15 protein-coding genes and 2 pseudogenes are annotated in these 18,640 nt (G+C 58.6%); 9 read left to right on the plus strand and 8 right to left on the minus strand.

Features of this window, described 5'->3' with window-relative positions; translation table 11 throughout:
- Positions 1-53: 53 nt before the first annotated feature.
- Positions 54-557, minus strand: coding sequence for a HEPN domain-containing protein (locus BD293_RS12640; protein ID WP_142082265.1), 504 nt, complete (start codon positions 555-557; stop codon positions 54-56).
- Between the two features lie 196 nt (positions 558-753).
- Between BD293_RS12640 and BD293_RS12645 the strand changes: the two genes are divergently transcribed.
- A protein-coding gene (locus tag BD293_RS12645; RefSeq protein ID WP_142079576.1) for an IS630 family transposase occupies positions 754-1,817 on the plus strand; the annotation gives its coding sequence in 2 pieces (ribosomal slippage) (positions 754-1,239 and positions 1,242-1,817; 1,062 coding nt in all).
- Here BD293_RS12645 and BD293_RS12650 read toward each other — a convergent pair.
- Positions 1,805-2,359, minus strand: coding sequence for an ApeA N-terminal domain 1-containing protein (locus BD293_RS12650; protein WP_342781414.1), 555 nt, complete (start codon positions 2,357-2,359; stop codon positions 1,805-1,807). The two genes, BD293_RS12645 and BD293_RS12650, sit on opposite strands and share 13 nt — an antisense overlap.
- Before the next feature lie 149 nt (positions 2,360-2,508).
- Here BD293_RS12650 and BD293_RS12655 point away from each other — a divergent pair, with 149 nt between their 5' ends.
- Complete coding sequence (locus BD293_RS12655) at positions 2,509-3,765, plus strand: ISL3 family transposase (RefSeq protein WP_142082269.1); 1,257 nt, start codon at positions 2,509-2,511, stop codon at positions 3,763-3,765.
- A gap of 287 nt (positions 3,766-4,052) precedes the next feature.
- Positions 4,053-5,468, plus strand: a pseudogene (locus BD293_RS12660) (IS1634 family transposase); the annotation flags it as partial.
- A gap of 301 nt (positions 5,469-5,769) precedes the next feature.
- Here BD293_RS12660 and BD293_RS12665 read toward each other — a convergent pair.
- Positions 5,770-7,581 carry a recombinase family protein gene (locus BD293_RS12665; RefSeq protein ID WP_342781415.1) on the minus strand — a complete coding sequence of 604 codons (1,812 nt, stop codon included), beginning with the start codon at positions 7,579-7,581 and terminating at the stop codon, positions 5,770-5,772.
- Positions 7,463-7,711, minus strand: coding sequence for a hypothetical protein (locus tag BD293_RS23105; protein ID WP_170207012.1), 249 nt, complete (start codon positions 7,709-7,711; stop codon positions 7,463-7,465). The genes BD293_RS12665 and BD293_RS23105 overlap by 119 nt, the downstream gene beginning before the upstream one ends.
- A gap of 102 nt (positions 7,712-7,813) precedes the next feature.
- On the opposite strand from BD293_RS23105, the pseudogene BD293_RS12670 reads away from it, so the two are divergent.
- Positions 7,814-8,116, plus strand: a pseudogene (locus BD293_RS12670) (IS1634 family transposase); the annotation flags it as partial.
- Between the two features lie 45 nt (positions 8,117-8,161).
- Here the strand turns inward: BD293_RS12670 and BD293_RS12675 are convergent.
- From BD293_RS12675 to BD293_RS12690, 4 genes are all read right to left on the minus strand, one after another.
- On the minus strand, positions 8,162-8,461 hold the full coding sequence (locus BD293_RS12675) for a hypothetical protein (protein WP_142082270.1): 300 nt from the start codon (positions 8,459-8,461) through the stop codon (positions 8,162-8,164).
- 315 nt (positions 8,462-8,776) lie between these two features.
- Positions 8,777-10,222, minus strand: coding sequence for an IS1182 family transposase (locus tag BD293_RS12680; protein ID WP_142082272.1), 1,446 nt, complete (start codon positions 10,220-10,222; stop codon positions 8,777-8,779).
- Positions 10,223-10,670: 448 nt separating this feature from the next.
- Positions 10,671-11,642: a c-type cytochrome gene (locus BD293_RS12685; protein ID WP_142082274.1), complete on the minus strand. Its 972-nt coding sequence runs from the start codon at positions 11,640-11,642 to the stop codon at positions 10,671-10,673.
- A 131-nt stretch (positions 11,643-11,773) separates the two neighbouring features.
- Positions 11,774-12,658: a LysR family transcriptional regulator gene (locus BD293_RS12690; protein WP_142082275.1), complete on the minus strand. Its 885-nt coding sequence runs from the start codon at positions 12,656-12,658 to the stop codon at positions 11,774-11,776.
- A 98-nt stretch (positions 12,659-12,756) separates the two neighbouring features.
- Here BD293_RS12690 and BD293_RS12695 point away from each other — a divergent pair, with 98 nt between their 5' ends.
- The 5 genes from BD293_RS12695 to BD293_RS12715 all read left to right on the plus strand — a co-directional run bounded on the left by BD293_RS12695 (position 12,757) and on the right by BD293_RS12715 (position 18,368).
- Entirely contained in the window at positions 12,757-13,557 is an 801-nt protein-coding gene (locus BD293_RS12695; RefSeq protein WP_142082277.1) for a S49 family peptidase, read from the plus strand.
- Positions 13,558-13,755: 198 nt separating this feature from the next.
- On the plus strand, positions 13,756-14,697 hold the full coding sequence (locus BD293_RS12700) for a calcium/sodium antiporter (RefSeq protein WP_142082280.1): 942 nt from the start codon (positions 13,756-13,758) through the stop codon (positions 14,695-14,697).
- A gap of 3 nt (positions 14,698-14,700) precedes the next feature.
- Positions 14,701-15,489, plus strand: coding sequence for an SDR family oxidoreductase (locus tag BD293_RS12705; RefSeq protein WP_142082281.1), 789 nt, complete (start codon positions 14,701-14,703; stop codon positions 15,487-15,489).
- A 291-nt stretch (positions 15,490-15,780) separates the two neighbouring features.
- Positions 15,781-17,661 carry an excinuclease ABC subunit UvrC gene (gene uvrC / locus BD293_RS12710; protein WP_142082283.1) on the plus strand — a complete coding sequence of 627 codons (1,881 nt, stop codon included), beginning with the start codon at positions 15,781-15,783 and terminating at the stop codon, positions 17,659-17,661.
- A gap of 5 nt (positions 17,662-17,666) precedes the next feature.
- Positions 17,667-18,368, plus strand: coding sequence for an NAD-dependent deacylase (locus BD293_RS12715; RefSeq protein WP_142082285.1), 702 nt, complete (start codon positions 17,667-17,669; stop codon positions 18,366-18,368).
- The last annotated feature ends 272 nt before the right edge of the window (positions 18,369-18,640 follow it).

The following is an 18,640-nucleotide window of genomic DNA, read 5'->3' on the forward strand; positions in this document are numbered from 1 at the left end:
AGCCACAGCGGTCATTCCCTGCTATGAAGGGGACCCACGCGACCCACTCCTACCTATGTATCGGATGTCGACACTGGAGCGTATTGGCCGTATCTGGAACCCAAACGCCTGAAGGCAGCCCCAATGACCTCGGCCGGAAACCCGAGCGTGCGAAAAACATGGAACCGCGCTATCGCGCAAAGATTATAATTAAGCCATACGATCTCTTGATAGTCATCAGCAGACAACTCAACGCCTCGACCATGTGCGACGTCGTTCCTGATTTTCTTAATTCTATTGATATCAATATTTCCTTGAAAACCGCTGTCTAGCCACGCTTGCTGTAGACGACTAAGGCGTTCGGCCAAGGTCAAACGATTTGGCTGGCTTCTTATAAGCTCATCCAATGTATAAATATCGCTATTATCGCCATGATTTTTTAAAATAGCTCTTAATTTTTTTCTAGCTACCCTGACATCACTTGATGACCCGCTTCCATTTACCTTGATATCAAAGTCTTCGATGCATCCCACCAGTTCACTAAAATCGCTTGCAGAAAGTTTTTCCGGTTTCTCCATCCGGAGGACCATATTCATCAAATAGAACAAGTCATCGGACTGTTCGGCTAGAGAATTTAGTAATTTTTCTATGTTGACCGGAGAGCTATACCTTATACCAAGTCTCGCGAAATCTGACTCTTCTGAGGGTTTTGGGATTCCCAAATCTATGAAGATCTGACTCAATGGCGTCAGATTTTCTGGGGAGGGCCTCTCTATGGGCGCAGCGCTCGCGTTACGGACAGACTACGACGGCATGAAGTTGAGAGAACTTGCGCGAAAGACAAAGGATGCCAACCAAGCCCGCAGGCTTTTGGCGCTGGCGGAGATCTATGATGGCGGTCGGCGCAGCGATGCTGCTCGGATTGGTGGTGTTGGCCTACAAATTGTCCGTGACTGGGTGGAGCGGTTTAATGCCCGCGGGCCTGACGGCTTGATCAACGGCAAAGCTCCTGGTCAGCAGTCTAAGCTTAACGATGAGCAGCGCAGGGCGCTTGCTGCAATTGTTGAGAGCGGTCCGACCTTATCGGTCCATGGGGTCGTCCGCTGGCGCCTGAGTGATCTGAGGAAATGGATTGCAGACACATTTGGGATTTCACTTCACGAGACGTCGATAAGCCGGGAACTCAGGGCGCTTGGTTATGTCAAACTCACAGCACGCCCGCGCCATCACGCGCAAGATACAGCCGCACTGGAGGACTTTAAAAAAAAGGGTTTGCAGCCGCAGTAGCAAAGCTCCGCGCACGGCTCCTGCAAGGCACTGTGATCGAAGTCTGGTTCCAAGATGAAGCGCGTGTCGGCCAGAAAAACAAGATCACGCGCCGATGGGCGAAGCGCGGTACGCGACCTTCCGCCCCACATGATCAGCGCACGAGTTCAAGCTACATCTTTGGAGCGATTTGCCCAGCCCTCGGGAAAGCTGCAGGTCTTGTGCTGCCAGCGTGCAATACCGAAGCGATGGCCCTGCATCTTGCTGAAATCTCCCAAACTGTCGCACCCAAAGCACATGGGGCTGTGCTCGTGGATCAAGCCGCATGGCACATGACTGACAAGCTGGTCATTCCGGACAACATCACCATCATCCCGATCCCCGCAAAATGCCCAGAACTCAATCCAGTCGAAAACATCTGGCAATTCATGCGAGACAACTGGCTATCAAACCTCATCTTCGAAACCTATGAAGACATCGTAGATCATTGCTGCAAGGCTTGGAACAAATTGGTCAGCATGCCCGACACAATCACCTCCATTGGAACCCGCGACTGGGCTCAAGAGTTCTGATCAATGCTGATTGGTATTAGAAAAAGCGCCTCATGCCACTTAACGTGATGTAGATTGCTCTTGAAGACTGGGCGGAATAATAGCTCGGCAGTGACCGGCACATCTTCCCCATTCCATTGCCTCGTGTGCGTTGTTCCAATGTGATATGGATTTTGAGCCATTCGGCATCCAAGCAAGAACGAAAACAATGTGTTCACTCGCCAAATCAATTTCTGAATAGTGCTGTAGTCGACTGGACTTGGAAACTCAAACCGCAGAAATGTTCGTTGAGTTACCTTCGTCATACCTTCCTCATCACGCGTTTCGACAAGACTTCGAACCGTTGCATTTTTCTTATCAATAAGCGTGAAATGTTCTTGCGTAGGATGGTCAATCCTAACTGATGCTGTAGGAAATGTATTCTCTTTTAGATGCTCGTATTCAGACTTCACGAGTTGCGGCGCAAACCAAGCACTGAAAGCAGGCATATCCATGTTTAAGGCTATGAAGCATTTCGGTCCCTTCGCGATTTGTGTGGGTTGCTGGTGGGCGGCGGATTGAATCTTCTACCAGATATTGTGGTCACAACATAAGGCGCGTCTGTCGCGGAGACCTCAAATATCGCAGCGTCAGACGCGCCGAGCCTGTTGAGCTGCGGCAGTTTTTTTGGATAGGGTGAAGCTTCCTGAAACCAGCGGATGAGGAGGCATTCATGGGTCCCGAGACAAGTTTGTTCACGACAGCTCTTGGCCTGCAGGCTCCGTGGAGTGTCACGGACGTACGTTTTGACGCCAAACTCAAAGAGATCCACTTTGACGTCCGCTTCAAGGCGGGAAGTCGATTTGCTTGTCCCTCCTGTGGCGCGCCCGATCAGCCCGTCCATGACACGCGATCCAGGATCTGGGAACACCTGCGTTTTTTCGAGCACAAGGCTTTCATCCATGCCGATGTGCCACGTGTTGCTTGCAGCCAATGTAGCAAGACCGGACAGGTTCCGGTCCCCTGGGCGCGCAGTGGCAGCGGTTTCAGTCAGTTGTTTGAAGCCTTTGTGATTGCGCTGGTGCGACAGATGCCGGTGAAGGCTGTTGCTGATATGCTTGATGTTGGTGACGATCGCCTCTGGCGGGTTCTTGACCATTACGTGTCGTCAGCGCGAGATCGCGAAGACTTCAGCGCCGTGACCGCCCTTGGGATTGACGAGACAGCTGCGCGCCGCGGGCATAATTACATCACCCTATTTCACGACCTTCTGGCCGGCAGGCTTCTCTTTGCCTGTGAAGGACGTGATGCAAAGACTGTGGCGGCTTTCGGTGAAGATCTGCGCGCCCATGGCGGTGATCCCGATGCCATCTCCGCTGCCTGTATCGATATGAGTAGGGCCTACATTTCTGGCGTCGCAAAGCATCTGTCGAACGCGGATGTTACCTTCGACCCATTCCATGTCATCCAACTGGCCAATGTGGCGCTTGAAGAGGTTCGCCGCGCCGAAGTACGCAGCAGACCTGAGTTGAAACACAGCCGCTGGATGTGGCTCAAGGACAAGAAGAGATGGACGAAGCGGCAGATCACACAGCATCATGATCTATCTCGGATGCACCTGAAAACAGGACGCGCGTTTCGCTTGAAAGAGGCTTTGCGCGACATCTTTGCTGAAGCCGAGTCCAAGGCAGAGGCCGAAGAACGGCTTACCGCCTGGTTTCAATGGGCGCGCCGCAGCAGGCTGCCAGCATTCAAGAAACTCGCTCTGACACTCAAGGCGCACTGGGATGGTATACTTAACGGTTTTGACAGCGATCTGAGCAACGGCGCTGTCGAAGCCATCAACGGCCTCATTCAGGCCGCAAAGGCTCGGGCGCGCGGGTATCGCAAAACCCGCAACCTCATCAACATGTCATACCTCATCGCAGGCAATCTCACCCACTTACCAGCGTCACCCTACCGCACAACATCTTGTGCCACAGGCAAATGAACGGAAACCAAGCCACCCACACAAACCGCGAAATAGCCAGCATTTCTCGTTTGGGTCTTCCAAGTGAATATTTTTTAGTATGGCGCTCGCCAATATACGTGACTTTGCTCTCATAACACCGAAGTTCGACAGCAAATTGGGTAAATTCGCTATCTTCAACTTTCTGATGCCATAGTTTTCAATGAGTTGCTGCCCCCGAGCTTCCCGTTCCGGCGAAGTTGTGTTGTAACACGTTTCGGTAATATTCTGCTTGCAGATATGGCGCATTCGGACTTATTGTTAGTCCAATGTATACGCGCATCTCAAAATCAGGCGGTCGAAGCTATCTCCAACTGGTGGAGGGACATCGCGACGCGGAAGGAAAGGTCAGGATCAAGGTGGTCGCCAACCTCGGCCGCCTGGACAGGCTGTCGCCTGACAAGCTTGATCCGCTGATCAATGGGTTGAACCGAGCCGTCGGGCGCCTTGAGAACACGGCGCAGGAGATTACACACGATCCCGCCCGCACCTATGGCACGGTCTTTGCCCTGCATGAGTTGTGGAAAGACCTTGGGTTCGACCACGCTCTCAACCGGGCGTTGCGCTCGGGAAAGCGCAGCATTGATGCCGAGGCCCTCGTGCGGGCGATGGTGTTCAACAGGCTGTGCGATGCCACAAGCAAACTGGGCTGCCTGCGCTGGCTGGAGACCGTGGCCATGCCGGCCATGCCCGAGACCGTCACCCATCAGCATTTGCTTCGCGCCATGGACGCGTTGATGGACAACGCTGAGGGTGTCGAGGAGGCTTTGGCCCGCCAGATCAGGCCGCTCGTGGATCACGATCTCACAATGGTCTTCTATGACCTGACCACTGTGCGCATTCACGGTGAAGCCCGGCTTGAGGACGATGTTCGCGCCTTCGGCATGAACAAGGAAACAGGCGGCATCGCGCGGCAATTCGTACTGGGCGTGGTGCAGACCGCCGACGGGCTGCCACTCATGCACACCGTGCATCCGGGAAATGTGTCCGAGACCAAGACCCTGCAGGGCATGGTGCAAACGGTCCTGCAGCGCTTCCCCATCCAGCGTATCATTCTGGTGGCGGATCGCGGCCTGCTGAGTCTGGACAATATCCATCACCTGACAGACATCGCCGATAAGGGCGGGCGCAAGCTGGAGTTCATCCTAGCCGTGCCTGCGCGTCGCTATGGCGATCTTGTGGAAACCTTCCAGAATTTCGACTTCAGCGACGGTGACGGGTTGCGCGAGGCCAGTTTTGAAGGGCACCGCCTGATTGTGGCGCATGATGCCACCCGCGCAATCGAGCAGGGTGAGGCCCGTCGGGCGCAGATCAATGAGTTGGAGGCCATGGGGAACACCATGGTGACCAAGCTTGATCGGCAAGATGAAGGCAAGAGCGCTCTTGGGCGGCGCGCCTCAGACCGGGGGGCCTATAGCCGCTTTGTCCGTGCCATCGCCGATGCCGAGCTCACCCGCTTCATCAAGGCCGATCTGACGGCGGATCGGTTCAGTTGGAACGTTGATGAAGAGGCCATCGCGCGCGCGGCCCTCTTTGACGGCAAGCTCGTCTTGCTGACCAATGTCCCCGAGATCACCCCGGCTGACGCCGTCGCGCGCTACAAGGCACTGGCAGATATCGATATCGACCAGACATTTCGACTCTCAAGTGATAAGTTTAAGTTGTTCTGCGCTTTGCCGGGGCGGCAGGCGCCTCAGGTGGGGCGGGCTCGCGCGGATCGCTTTAAGATCCTCGATCATTGTCGCGTCAGCAGTCACCAGCTTCACCGGTTTGCGGTCATGTTTAACCAGGCGGCTGCTTAGGCGGCCGTTGGCGACCCAATAATACAGGGTCGCTTGAGGCATGCCGATGGCTTCGGCTAATTCTCGGATTGTCCACTCGTCGGGTTCGCGCACAATCATCGCTGAGGCGCTGGGTTTTTTGCGCTGTGGTTTGGCGATGCCCGCCGCAACCAGGCGGTGGCGGACCATTTCGGGGGTATAGGTGTTACGACGCTTGGGGGGGGGCAAAGCCTTCTTCGTTGAGAATATTGGCAATGCAGCGGCTACTGTGGCCAGCTTCGTAGAGTTCCTTCATGCGCGCAATCAGTGCCGGATAGCTGCTGAGCGCGGTGATCCGCGCGACAGGACGGATCACCTTGTGCATCGTTTGATTGCCGCCATGCCAATGACACGTGACCTCCACATGCTCGGTGTCATCAACCATCTTGATGATAACCCTTTCGAGCAGCAGCCGTACAATTTCCTGTCGTTCTCTTTGTGTGGTTGTTGCCGCCTGCCAAAGCGCGGGGAGATCTTGGGTAAGGGTACGGATCGCCTCCAGTTCAGTGCGGCTCGGTGCTTGCAGACGTTCGCGCTGGAAGCGGTCATAATCAACCATGAGGCGCGCTTGGCTCGCCAGCGCCTCTTCCCAACTCTTCTCGAGACTACGCGCAACCAGTCGGTTCTCTGGCTCGACGCTGGCATAACTCCGCCGGGCGCGATCAACCTCGAATTGGGCGCGCTCAAGACGCTGCTGCCATTGACGATCGAGAGATTTGCGTTCCGCTTCAAGGTCGCTGGCGACCGCAAGACTGATCTCGAGCGCGGCTGGTTCCAGCGATCGCAGGATAGCGCGCGACACAGCCTCATCAACCGGGGCCGCTTTAAGCGACTGACAGATTGGTTCTGCGTAGGCCATGTGCATGCCATTGCAGATGTAGCGCGCGACTTGACCATTGTTGTTATAGGTTGGCTGCATCCTCAAGCCGCACGCGCCACAAATCACCATGCCCGATAGCAAAGCGCTTCCAGCCCGGACCGGCCCCTGCGCGCTCGGCAGGTTGGCCCTAATCTGCGCTTGGATGCTCTCGAATTGCTCCAAGCTGATATAGGCCGGCAACCGGTCTGGCAGAAACACCTCGACATTGTCCGGCGCCTTCACGCAGCGCCCGGTTCCAGGACGCCCCGGCTTCTGGTGCCGCCTGTCGACGGGCCGCGCACCCCAGGCATACACACCGGCATAAATAGGATTGTTGAACAGGTTATGCAGCGTGGCTCGGCTTGGGCGGCGCCACTCAAGATCACCCTTGGTCGGGCCATCTTTCCTGCGTATCGGCATCTGTATATTGTGCTCGTTCAGATACCGCAGCACACCTCCAACCGACCGCAGCCGCTCAAACAAATCAAAGATAAGACGGATGACGCCCTGGGCCTGTTCATCAGGTTCGAAGATGACCTCCCCCGACGGGCGCGCTACATAACCCGCTGGCAAACTCTTTGCGAGTTCGCCGCGCCGGGCCTTCGCACGTCGCCCCTCCAGCATTCTTGCCTTGATAATATGCAGTTCGGCCTCGCTCATTGTCCCCTTTAAGCCTAACAGGAGCCTATCGTTGAAATTCGATGGGTCGTAAACGCCATCGGCATCCGCAATCAATGTATCGAATAGGGAGCAAATCTCCAACAACTGGTGCCAGTCCCGGCACGAGCGCGCAAGCCGTGACATCTCGACCCCAAGGACCAATCCGACACGACCCAGTCCGACTTCTGCTACCAGCCGCTGAAAGCCAAGCCGTCCCTCGATCGAGGCGCCCGAGCGTCCCAGATCATCGTCGACCACGACGATCGCTTCCCGCGGCCAGCCAAGTGCGAAAGCCCGGTCAACCAGAGCGTATTGCAGCCGTGTCGATTCCTGATTGCGCTCAGCCTGCTGCAGCGTTGATTGGCGAATATAAACGATCGCTTGGCGATCGCGATGCTGTCCGCAGACTTTCTCGGGTAAACTCTGGGCGCGCGGGACCATGATCGATTCTGACGTCATCATCGCTCTCCTTGGTCTCGATCGCGCTGCGGATCTGGCGCAGCGCCATCCGCCCCAACAGTGCGATGGCCTCCTGCCGTCGATCCAACGGCAGCATCTGAAATTCTGGAACTGACGGTACTTCGCTCATCGCGTGATCCCATCCAGCGTGCGAGCGCGCGAAGCGCTTCAAATCCGATTCTGGGGGGATCATCATGCTCTGTCAAGTTATAAGAGGCAGGCTCTATGGTATATCGAGCGCGGCTTTCGCGTGTTGAAATCCGACATCGAGATCGCGCCGGTCCATCACCGGCTGCCAGACCGTATCCGCGCCCATGCGCTGATCTGCTTTCTGGCCCTCACCCTGCACCGGGTCATGCGCATGCGCCTGAAGGCCAAAGGCCATCACGCAAGCCCTCAGCTCGCCCTCGACATCCTGTCGCGCATTCACAAACACACGGCATACGCTGGAAGCCGCAGCTTCCACGGAATAAGCAAAACCACACCGGAGCAACTGGACCTCTTCGAAACACTCAACCTGCCAAAGCCAGCCTGACAACCCTCGTGTTGTAACATTTTTGGCCATTCAGCCTAAATGAAATCAAACACTTATCGATTTTGTTGATGAACTTGGGATAACAGGGGTATCAACGCCGATACTGCCGCCACCCTGCGACTGAACCCACGGGTCAATGATCGTTGTAGGGCGCTGATAATCAAGGTAACCGGTAATGGTTCCTTTGTCACAACAGGGCGCATCAGAATGGTTTCCACTATCCAAGTGGCGGATGGCTTCAAGCATGATCCCAGTGTCTTCGCTAAATTTTAATTTTCCAGGCCATATATCGTCGTCGCTATGTTGATTCCTAATAGCAAACCATTCTTCAAATCCTTCCAACATAGACGCATGCTCCCAGCTTCATCCATCGACCGCGAGAAAATAGGTAGTGTCTTTCGGTTGACTTAGCAAACATCGCTCCTGTGCGAATAGCCAATGTTGAAGTTTCACCACGTCGCAGCCGCAGCGACTGTCCGCTCCGTCCGGAGGGTGTGTGAAAACTCGACTATTTTTGGAAAAACCGGTCGTTCTCGCCGTATGGGCGTGTTTTTAGTCGTGCGAAGTATTTGGTCCGTCTCGGGGGGCCACGAGGGCGGCGGGAGCATCTGAGGATGGTTTCTGTGTTTTCGGGAGCGGATTTTGAGCAATCAAGGCCATTTACGCCTTCATCGCCGCGATCATCGCCGGAATGCCCATGATGTTCATGACACGGGTCATGTTATAGGCCAGCACATGCAGCGCCATTTCCGTCGCCACCTTTTTCAGGGTCCGCATTTTGAAATGCGTGGCACCCATCCATGATTTAATCGTGCCGTAGGGGTGCTCTACCGTCATGCTTCGGACAGCCAATTGGCCTGGGTCGGCATCCAGCCGCGCCTGAACGCGCTCAAGGACAGCCTCGTGTTCCCACCGGCGCACGCGGCGTTCCTTGCCGGTCGTGCATTTGTCCTTGATGACGCAATCAGCACATGCGCCCGACCAGTATGATCTGATGGCTTTGTCGTCTTGTTGACTGGTAAATCTGTAAATCAAATCCTCGCCCGCTGGGCAGATGTAGACATCCTTTGCGGCGTCATACGCGAAGTCTGCCTTGTCAAACTGGCCGCGCGCACCGGAATTTGATGTCATGGGTTTAGGAACGACAACCGAGATGCCAGCCTCTTCGCTGACGACGATTTCCTCCCCCTTGTAGTAGCCTTTGTCCGCGATTGCCGTGAGTTGATCTGTCGTCATTTCATCGCCCGCGGCTACCGCCATCATCGATAAAGCGTCCCGATCAAACCCAAGCATGGTGACTTCATGTGCGACGATCAGATGGTGATCGGCTTCGACAGCGGTCTGAACATTGTAGCCGACAATGCGCGGCATGCGCGCTGTTGTTGCCATTGATCTGGCGTCAGGGTCGCTGAGCGAGACCTGGCTTTCACCAGTCTCATCCATGCGCTGTTCAATTGATCGGTAGCGGACCGCCTCTTTTTTCAGATGTTCCAGCTTTCTCAGGGTGCGTTCCATGCGGGCCTCTGGCAGCACAGTGCCCGTCTGCTCAAACACCGCATCAGCACGATCCAACTCGCCCAGATAACGCTCGATTGCTTTATCAATCTCATCGAGCTTCTGGCGCAGCTTGCCGCGCGTGTAATTCTTGGCCTTGGAGTTCAGCGCTTTAAAGCGGCTGCCATCAATCGCAACAACATCGCCGTCGAGCAAACCCATGTTGCGGCATAGGGCGACAAATTGCTGGCAGGTTTTGCGGATCGCAGGCCCGTTATCCTTACGAAAATCAGCAATCGTCTTGAAATCCGGCTTCAACCGACCGGTCAGCCAAATGAGTTCCAGGTTACGACCGCATTCTCGTTCCAGCCGCCGTGATGACTGGATCTGGTTCAAATACCCGTAGAGATAAATCCGCAGCAACAGCCCAGGATGATAGCCTGGCCGACCGGTCGGCGATGGCTGCACAGTGAAGCCAAGCATCGCGAGATCAAGCATGTCGAGAAAGGCATCAATGGCGCGGACCGGGCTGTTCTCATCAACATAATCGTCCAGATGTTCAGGCAGCAACATCGTCTGCTGGCGGTCCAAACCTTCGATAAATCCCGCCATGACATACCCTCGCTTCAGATGTAGAGAGCATACCACAATTCACAAAAAGAGGCGAGTTTTCACACACCCTCTCCGCACAGCTGCCACTCGGCTGTGGACCGGCGTGCCGCACCGCCGCAAGTCGCCTTCGATCCCATTGCGGACTGTCCCCAAGCGCGGAATCAAGGGCGTCAGCCCGCCGCGCATCGCCGGGCCGCCCACGGGCACGGCGATTTGGCTGCCACCAGCACAACGCTCTGATCTCTCTCGGATGTGGCTGGCATAAAGTGCTTTAACTTCAATTGCGGATCGCCGCACCGCGGCCCGACGCTGCGCGGCTTTGCACCCGGAAACGCAATGCCTGCAAATCCCGCATAGCTGCCCCGCGCTCAAACCCGAAACCCCGCCAGCATATCACGATGTGGCGGGGCTAAGGTTTGGCGGGATCACCCAGCGGCAGCAGGCCAGATCAGTCGGCGCTGGCGTTCAGGAAGCCCAGCACGTCGATGCGGTCTTGCTCGTTGCGCAGCCCGCGAAAGGCCATCTGGTTGCCGGGGATATAGGTGTCGGGGTTTTCCAGCCATGCCAGAAGCGACTCGACCGTCCACACCCCGTCATGGTCCGACAATGCGTTCGAGTAGCGCCAGCCCTCGGCCACGCCGACCTCGCGCCCGATGATATTCACCAGATGCGGGCCGCCACGGTTTTGCTCGGCGTCATGCACGTGGCAGGCCCGGCATTGGCGCCACACGCTTTCACCGTTGGAAATATCGGCATCGGCGAGCAGGACCAGCGCGTCATCATCGGTTGCCGCTGCGGCGGTTGTGTCTGCGGGCGCGTCTTCGGGGGTTGTTTCGGCGAGGTCTGTCTCTGCCGCCTGCTCGGTCGCGTCGTCGGCGGCCATGTCTTCGGCGGCCATGTCTTGTGTCGCATCCTCGGTCGCGTCTTCGGCCAGTTCAGGCTCTGCCACGCTCTCGGTAGTTTCTTCGGCGGCCATGTCCTGCGTGGCATCCTCGGCGGGGTCGGCTTCGGCGACCTCTGGCTCTGCCGCGTCTTCGGTCGCGTCTTCGGCAGCGGTGTCTTGTTGCGTGGCGTCTTCGGCCAGTTCAGGCTCTGCGGCGGCGTCTGTGGTATCGGCCTCGGCCAATTCGGTCGCGGTGTCGTCTGTAGTGTCGTCTGTGGTTTCGGCGACAGCGACGTCGCGTGCGGAGGCGGCGGCTTCACTCGCAAGGTCGCGCGGGACGCGGTAGACAGAGGGGACAGTGGCCGAGACGGTTTCTTCGGCGGGCGGGTTTGCACGGGCCGCGATTGCGCGCTCGCGCGCGCCGAACGCATCCACCAGCACGATCAGGACCAGCAAGGCGGTGCCGCCAAGCACCATGAACCGCACCGCGCGATCCCCCGGCGCTCTCTTCCGAAGCTCTTTCAACCAATCGTCCATATCGCCCTCTCCGCAAGTAACTGGTGCATCTCGCACCCTTTAACGCCGAGATGTAGCGCGGTGTTGGATTTTTCCACATCTCTGCGCGCGTAATCGGCAGATTATCGCCACTGGCCGCGGATGCGGGCCGGTCAGCCCAAGGAGAAGCGCCGCGCCTCGGCCAGCAGGGCGGCCAGAACCGGGGTGTGCGGCTCTCGCCACGGGGCGATCAGGCCGACCTGTTTGGCCCCGCCCTCGCCCTGAAGCGGCACGGCGCACAGATCGGGGGTGGCGGCGAAGAGGGCGGCGGTGTGGGCGTTCACCACACTGACCCAAGGACCGGCCTGCACATGGGCGACCAGCGCCACGACGGAATTGGATTCCAGTTGCGGGGCCACCGGCACCTCGGCGCGGGCCAGTTCATTGTTGATGATGCGGCGGTTTTGCATGTCTTGGGTCAGCAGGCACAGGGGAAGTGCTGCCAGTTCGGCCCAGTCAAGGGCGGTGCGCGTGGCAAGCGCATGGTCGGTGCGCATCAGCAGCAGGTATTTCTCGGAATACAGTGGCTCTGTCACCACGCGGCCCAAGGGTTCATTGTCGAGATATGACACACCTGCATCGAGTTGCAGATTGTCGATCTCGTGCAGGATCTCGATGGAGGAGCGCGAGAGGATTTCGATTTTCACATTCGGATGGCGGCGCAGATAGGGGCCGGTCAGTTGCGCGATCATCGGCAGGGCGGTGGGCACGACGCCCAGACGCAGATTGCCCGACAGGCCATGACGGGCGGCGCGCATTTCTTCGCGCAGGGTGCGCGCGTCGCCGACAATGCGCCGCGCCCAGTCCAGCACGCGCGCCCCCTCGGGTGTCAGCCCTTCAAAGCGCGAGCCGCGCCAGACAAGCTGCACGCCCAGTTCGCCCTCCAACTGCTTGATGGCCGCCGAGAGCGAGGGTTGGGTGACACCGCAGCGCTCTGCCGCGCGGCCAAAATGGCGCTCGGTGGCAAGGGCGATGAACATTTCCAGACGGTCCAGCATGATAGGGTTCATTTGCACAGAGTGCGGGGATGGGTGCAAGGCTGCATTCTTCGCGCGGCCCCTTGTTGCGCCGCAACAATCGCCTTACATGCTGCGCCATGAACAAGATTTTTTCGTTTATCAAACGCAAACCGTCTGTCGCCGTCATCCGGCTGCAAGGCATGATCGCCACGGGCAGCAATCCGGGGCGGTTGAATGATGCCAGTCTGGCCCCGCTGGTCGAGATTGCTTTCCGGCGCGGCAAGCCCAAAGCGGTGGCATTGGTCATCAATTCGCCGGGTGGGAGCCCTGTGCAAAGCGCATTGATTGCTGCACGCATTCGCAGGTTGGCGGATGAGGTGAAGATTCCGGTCCATGCCTTTGTCGAAGATGTCGCGGCGTCGGGTGGCTATTGGCTGGCCACGGCGGCGGATGATATTCATGTCGATGGCAACTCGATCGTCGGCTCGATCGGGGTCATTTCGGCGGGGTTCGGGCTGCATGAATTGCTGAACCGCTACGGCGTGGAACGGCGCGTCTATACTTCGGGCAAGTCAAAATCGCAGTTGGACCCGTTCAGCCCTGAAAACCCCGAAGATGTGGCGCGGCTGCGGGGCTTGCAGGATCAGGTGCATCAGAATTTCATCGCACAAGTGACAGAGCGGCGCGGTGCAAAACTGGTCGAGGATGACAGCCTGTTCACTGGCGAGTTCTGGCTGGGCGGGCGCGCAGTCGAATTGGGGCTGGCCGATGGTCTGGGCCATCTGGTGCCGATGATGCAGAACCGCTACGGCGAAAAAGTGCGCTTTCGCACCTATGGCATGCGCCGCCCGTTCCTGTCGCGTCTGGGGTTGTCGCTGCTGTCCGACACCATGGCGCTGGCTGAAGAACGTGCGCTGTATGCCCGGTTCGGAGTGTAGCCCGTGATTATCAAGATCGTTGCCGCATTTCTGGTCTTTATGATTGTGATGGGCGCGATTCAGAAATTTTTGAACCCGAAACACAAGACTCCCTTGGACAAATTGAGGTCCGCGAAACTTCCCCGTCCCCGTAAATGCACCCGCTGCGGCAAATATATGCTGCGCAGCGAAGCGTGTGATTGCAAGGAAAAGTAATACATGTTGATCGATCTTCTGCTGGTGGCAGGGGGGCTTGTCCTGCTTTTGGTTGCAGGCGATTTTCTGGTGCGCGGTGCCGTGAACCTGTCGCTGCGCTTGGGCATTCCGGCCTTTATGGTGGGGATGACCGTGGTGGCCTTCGGCACCTCTGCGCCCGAATTGCTGGTCTCGGTTCAGGCGGTTCTGGCCGGTGCCGGGGGGCTGGCGCTGGGCAATGTCGTCGGGTCAAACATTGCCAATATCCTGTTGGTCATGGGCGCACCTGCGCTGATCGCCCCGGTTCTGCTGGGCCGCGAAAACCTGCGCGATTACGGAATCATGATCGGGGCCACGCTGCTGTTCATGGCGCTGGCCTACACGGGTGTGATCGGGCTGTGGCAAGCCCTTGTGCTGCTGGCTGCCTTTGGCCTGTTCATGGCCGACAGCATCATCCGGGGCCGCAAGGCGCGCATCGCGGTGGAAGAGTTGGAGGGGGCCGACCCGAACCTGCGCGGGCCAAAGATCGGGGTTTATCTGGCGCTTGGGCTGATCGGCCTGCCAATCGGGGCACATATGCTGGTGTCAGGTGCTGTCGATATTGCCGAAACCTTGGGCGTGTCGGATGTGGTGATCGGGCTGACGATTGTGGCCATCGGCACCTCTCTGCCGGAACTGGCGACAACGCTTATGGCGGCGGTGCGGCGCGAAGGGGGGGTGGCGCTGGGCAATATTCTTGGCTCTAACCTGTTTAATCTGCTGCTGATCCTTGGGGTTGCAGGTGTGATCGGGCCGATGACCGTGCCGCCGGAAATGTTGCGGCTGGACTTGTGGGTGATGCTGGGTGCGGCGCTGGTGCTCGCACCGTTCATCTGGACCGGCCGGCCCGTCGGGCGTATTTTCGGGGCTGCCTTGCTTTTGACTTATGGGGGCTATTTGTGGTTTCTGTTTCTTAACGGAGGGTAGGGTTTGGGCAAGGCATTGGTCACGGGTGCCGCGCATCGGCTGGGGCGTGCGATGGCGCTATATCTGGCCAAACGCGGGCATGATGTTGCGATTCATTACGCCACATCGGCACAAGCGGCAGAAGACCTGGCCCATGAGATAGAGGGGATGGGGCGCCGGGCCGTGTGCCTGCGCGCCGACCTGCTGCAAGAGGCAGCACTTGCGCCGCTGGTGCCAGAGGCGGGCCGTGCCCTTGGCGGGCCGCTGACGCTGCTGGTGAACAACGCCTCGATCTTTGAAGAGGATACGCTTGCCACCGCAACGCTTGAGAGCTGGGACCGGCACATGATGTCAAACCTGCGCGCGCCGTTTGTGCTGAGCCAAGCCTTCGCCGCGCAATGCCCCGCGCCGCAGATGGACGCAGAAGGCGAGCCGGTGGCGCAGGGGCTGGTTGTGAACATGATTGACCAAAAAGTGCGCAAGCTGACGCCGCAGCATATGAGCTATTCAATTGCCAAGATGGGGCTATGGGCCTTTACCCGCATGGCAGCACAAGAATTGGGGCCTGCGATCCGGGTCAATGCCATCGGCCCCGGCCCGACCTTGCAGGCAGCGGATCAGCCGCGTGATGCGTATCTGCGCAGCCGCGAGGCGACCGTTCTGGGGCGCGGTGCGAACCCCGCCGACATTACAGCTGCACTTGGCTTTTTCCTTGATGCCCCGGCGGTTACAGGGCAGATTTTATGTGTCGATGGGGGCGAGCATCTGATCTGGAAATCGGCGGAAAGTGCAGGCACAGAGCCGCGTTTCTGACCCGATGCGCCCCAAGTTGTGCACTGTTCACAGTCCTGTCACAAGATTGAGATAAAAACATCATGATTTTCATAGGCTTGCGAATTGCAAAAATAATATCGCTTGATTTCATGTGCTTAACATATTGCCTTTTTTTTAGGCATTTCTGGAATTAGCCGTTGAATCAAGGGAAAAACGCTGCAATCCAGAATTTCCCCACAGAGATATCCACAGGTTCAGTGGACAGGATTCAGGTTGTAGCACGGGTGAAAACATTGCAGAGCGCCGCAGAATCACGCAAGACCGAAGGTAATGGCTGAGCATTCCGATCATATCGCAGGAACAGACCCCGAAACGCGGGGCCATGCCTGTATTCAGTCCTATCTGGACACGCTCGACAAATCGCCCGGCGTCTACCGGATGCTGAACGAGAAATCCGAAGTGCTCTATGTCGGCAAGGCACGGAACCTGCGGGCGCGGGTGTCGAATTATGCCCGCCCTTCGGGCCATTCGGCGCGGATCGCGCGGATGATCTCGGAAACGGCCAGCATGATGTTCCTGACCACGCGCACGGAAACCGAAGCGCTCCTGCTGGAGCAGAACCTGATCAAGCAGCTCAAGCCGCGCTACAATGTGCTGCTGCGCGACGATAAAAGCTTTCCCTACATCCTGCTGCCGAAAGATCACGCCTTTCCGCAGTTGCGCAAGCATCGGGGGCGGCGGGCGACCAAGGGCAGTTATTTCGGCCCTTTTGCCAGCGCGGGGGCGGTGAACCGCACGCTGAACCAGTTGCAGCGGGTGTTCTTGCTGCGCAACTGCACGGATTCCGTGTTCAACAGCCGCACGCGCCCGTGCCTTCTGTATCAGATCAAGCGCTGTTCTGCGCCTTGCGTGGGGTATATTTCCGAGGGCGATTATGCCGGGCTGGTGGCCGATGCCGAACGCTTCCTGTCGGGCAAAAGCACGAAGATACAGGGGCAACTGGCGGAAGAGATGGCAAAAGCCTCGGAGGCGATGGAGTTCGAGCGCGCTGCCGCCCTGCGTGACCGCATCCGCGCGCTGACCAATGTGCAGCAATCACAAGGGATCAACCCCAAGACCGTGACCGAGGCCGATGTCATCGCCGTGCATCTGGAAAAGGGGCAGGCCTGCGTGCAGGTGTTTTTCATCCGCGCCAATCAAAGCTGGGGCAACCGCGACTTCTACCCCGCCACAGGGGCCGGGGCCGAGGAGCCGGAGATTCTGGAAGCGTTTCTGGGCCAGTTCTATGACAGCAAGGAACCGCCGCGCCTGCTGCTTTTGTCGCATGAGATCGAGAATACCGACCTGATGGGTGCGGCCCTGGCCGAGCGTGCGGGGCGCAAGGTGGAAATCGCCGTGCCCCAACGCGGCGAAAAGGCCGAATTGGTGGAAAACGCGCTGCGCAACGCCCGCGAGAGCCTTGCACGCCGCATGGCCCAGAATGCCGCACAAGGCCGCATGCTGGAAGGGCTGGCCGAGGCGTTCGGGCTGGACGCCCCGCCTGCGCGGGTCGAAGTCTATGACAACAGCCATATTCAGGGCACCGATGCCGTGGGCGCGATGATCGTGGCCGGCGCGGACGGGTTCCTGAAAAGCCAGTATCGCAAATTCAACATTCGCGGCGAAGGGCTGACACCGGGCGATGATTTCGGCATGATGAAAGAGGTTCTGACCCGCCGCTTTGAGCGCCTGCTGAAGGAAGACCCGGACAGGCAAGGCGAGACATGGCCCGACCTGCTGCTGATCGACGGGGGCGCGGGCCAGATCAGCGCTGTGGCCGGGATCATGGCCGATCTGGGCGTTGATGACATTCCGGTGGTGGGGGTGGCCAAGGGGATTGACCGCGACGCGGGCAAAGAGGAATTTCACCGCCCCGGCACGCGCCCCTTTGCGCTGCGCCACAATGACCCTGTGCTGTATTTCGTCCAGCGCCTGCGCGATGAGGCGCACCGCTTTGCCATTGGCACGCACCGCGCGAAACGGGCGAAATCGGTCAGCGCCTCGCCCTTGGATGATATTGCAGGCGTAGGTCCGGGCCGTAAGCGCGCGCTGCTGGCGCATTTCGGTTCGGCCAAGGCGGTGGCGCGGGCGGGGGTGACGGATTTGCAGGCCGTAGACGGCATTTCCGAAGCACTGGCGCAGGTCATCCACGACCATCTGAACGAGAGGTGAAGCGCATGGACCGCATCGTCATTCTGACCGGCGCAGGGCTGTCTGCCGAAAGCGGGCTGGGCACATTCCGCGATGTGGGCGGGCTGTGGACAAAATACGACCTTGAGGAGGTGGCGACCCCAGAGGGCTTTGCCCGCAACCCCGCATTGGTGCATGAGTTCTACAACGCGCGGCGCGCAAATTGTCGGGGTGCCACGCCCAACCCCGCCCATGCCGCCCTTGCGCGCTTGCAAGCCGCCCTGCCGGACCGCGTGACGCTGGTGACGCAGAATGTCGATGACCTGTTGGAGCGCGCGGGTGCGGCCTCGGTCATCCATATGCACGGGGAGTTGACCCGCGCGCTATGCGGGGCGTGCGGCCACCGCTGGGCCGCACCGGATGTGATGGGGGTGGATGACCCCTGCCCTGCCTGCGGTACCGCGTCCACGCGGCCTGATATCGTGTGGTTCGGGGAAATACCCTATCACATGGAGCAGATCGACACAGCACTCGCACAGGCCGACCTGTTCGTGGCCATCGGCACGTCAGGCAATGTGTATCCGGCGGCAGGCTTCGTGCAGCAAGCGGGTTTTGCAGGCGCGCGCACGCTGGAGCTGAACCTCGAAGCCTCGGCCACATCGGGGCTGTTCGACGAGGCCCGCCTTGGCCCTGCAAGCCAGTTGGTGCCGGAATGGGTGGATGAGGTGCTGGGCGAAAGTGTGCGGTGAGGACCTTGCGGACCTTCACTCGCGCGGAGTCAAGGCCGCAGGCCGCCGCGCATCGCCGGGCCGCCCCCGGGCACGGCGATTTGGCTGCCACATACGCGAAGCTCAAAACTTGCTCGGATTTGGCTGCCATAAAGCTCTATAGGTCTAACTGAGGATCGCCGCATCGCGGCCCGACGCTGCGCGGCTTTGCACGTGGAATGGTCTGTGTCAGTTTGTCCCGCATAGCCGCCCCATCTCACCACCCGCAGCCATAGGGTGTGCGCTTCCCCCTT

The sequence above is a fragment of the Roseinatronobacter monicus genome (assembly GCF_006716865.1).
GTDB lineage: Bacteria > Pseudomonadota > Alphaproteobacteria > Rhodobacterales > Rhodobacteraceae > Roseinatronobacter > Roseinatronobacter monicus.

Excerpts from the sequence above, each read along its gene's own strand:
- BD293_RS12640 (WP_142082265.1), bottom strand. The coding sequence starts at position 557 with ATGGAGAAACCGGAAAAACTTTCTGCAAGCGATTTTAGTGAACTGGTG.
- BD293_RS12655 (WP_142082269.1), top strand. The coding sequence starts at position 2,509 with ATGGGTCCCGAGACAAGTTTGTTCACGACAGCTCTTGGCCTGCAGGCT.
- BD293_RS12665 (WP_342781415.1), bottom strand. The coding sequence starts at position 7,581 with ATGACGTCAGAATCGATCATGGTCCCGCGCGCCCAGAGTTTACCCGAG.
- BD293_RS23105 (WP_170207012.1), bottom strand. The coding sequence starts at position 7,711 with ATGAGCGAAGTACCGTCAGTTCCAGAATTTCAGATGCTGCCGTTGGAT.
- BD293_RS12675 (WP_142082270.1), bottom strand. The coding sequence starts at position 8,461 with ATGTTGGAAGGATTTGAAGAATGGTTTGCTATTAGGAATCAACATAGC.
- BD293_RS12680 (WP_142082272.1), bottom strand. The coding sequence starts at position 10,222 with ATGGCGGGATTTATCGAAGGTTTGGACCGCCAGCAGACGATGTTGCTG.
- BD293_RS12685 (WP_142082274.1), bottom strand. The coding sequence starts at position 11,642 with ATGGACGATTGGTTGAAAGAGCTTCGGAAGAGAGCGCCGGGGGATCGC.
- BD293_RS12690 (WP_142082275.1), bottom strand. The coding sequence starts at position 12,658 with ATGCTGGACCGTCTGGAAATGTTCATCGCCCTTGCCACCGAGCGCCAT.
- BD293_RS12695 (WP_142082277.1), top strand. The coding sequence starts at position 12,757 with ATGAACAAGATTTTTTCGTTTATCAAACGCAAACCGTCTGTCGCCGTC.
- BD293_RS12700 (WP_142082280.1), top strand. The coding sequence starts at position 13,756 with ATGTTGATCGATCTTCTGCTGGTGGCAGGGGGGCTTGTCCTGCTTTTG.
- uvrC (WP_142082283.1), top strand. The coding sequence starts at position 15,781 with ATGGCTGAGCATTCCGATCATATCGCAGGAACAGACCCCGAAACGCGG.
- BD293_RS12715 (WP_142082285.1), top strand. The coding sequence starts at position 17,667 with ATGGACCGCATCGTCATTCTGACCGGCGCAGGGCTGTCTGCCGAAAGC.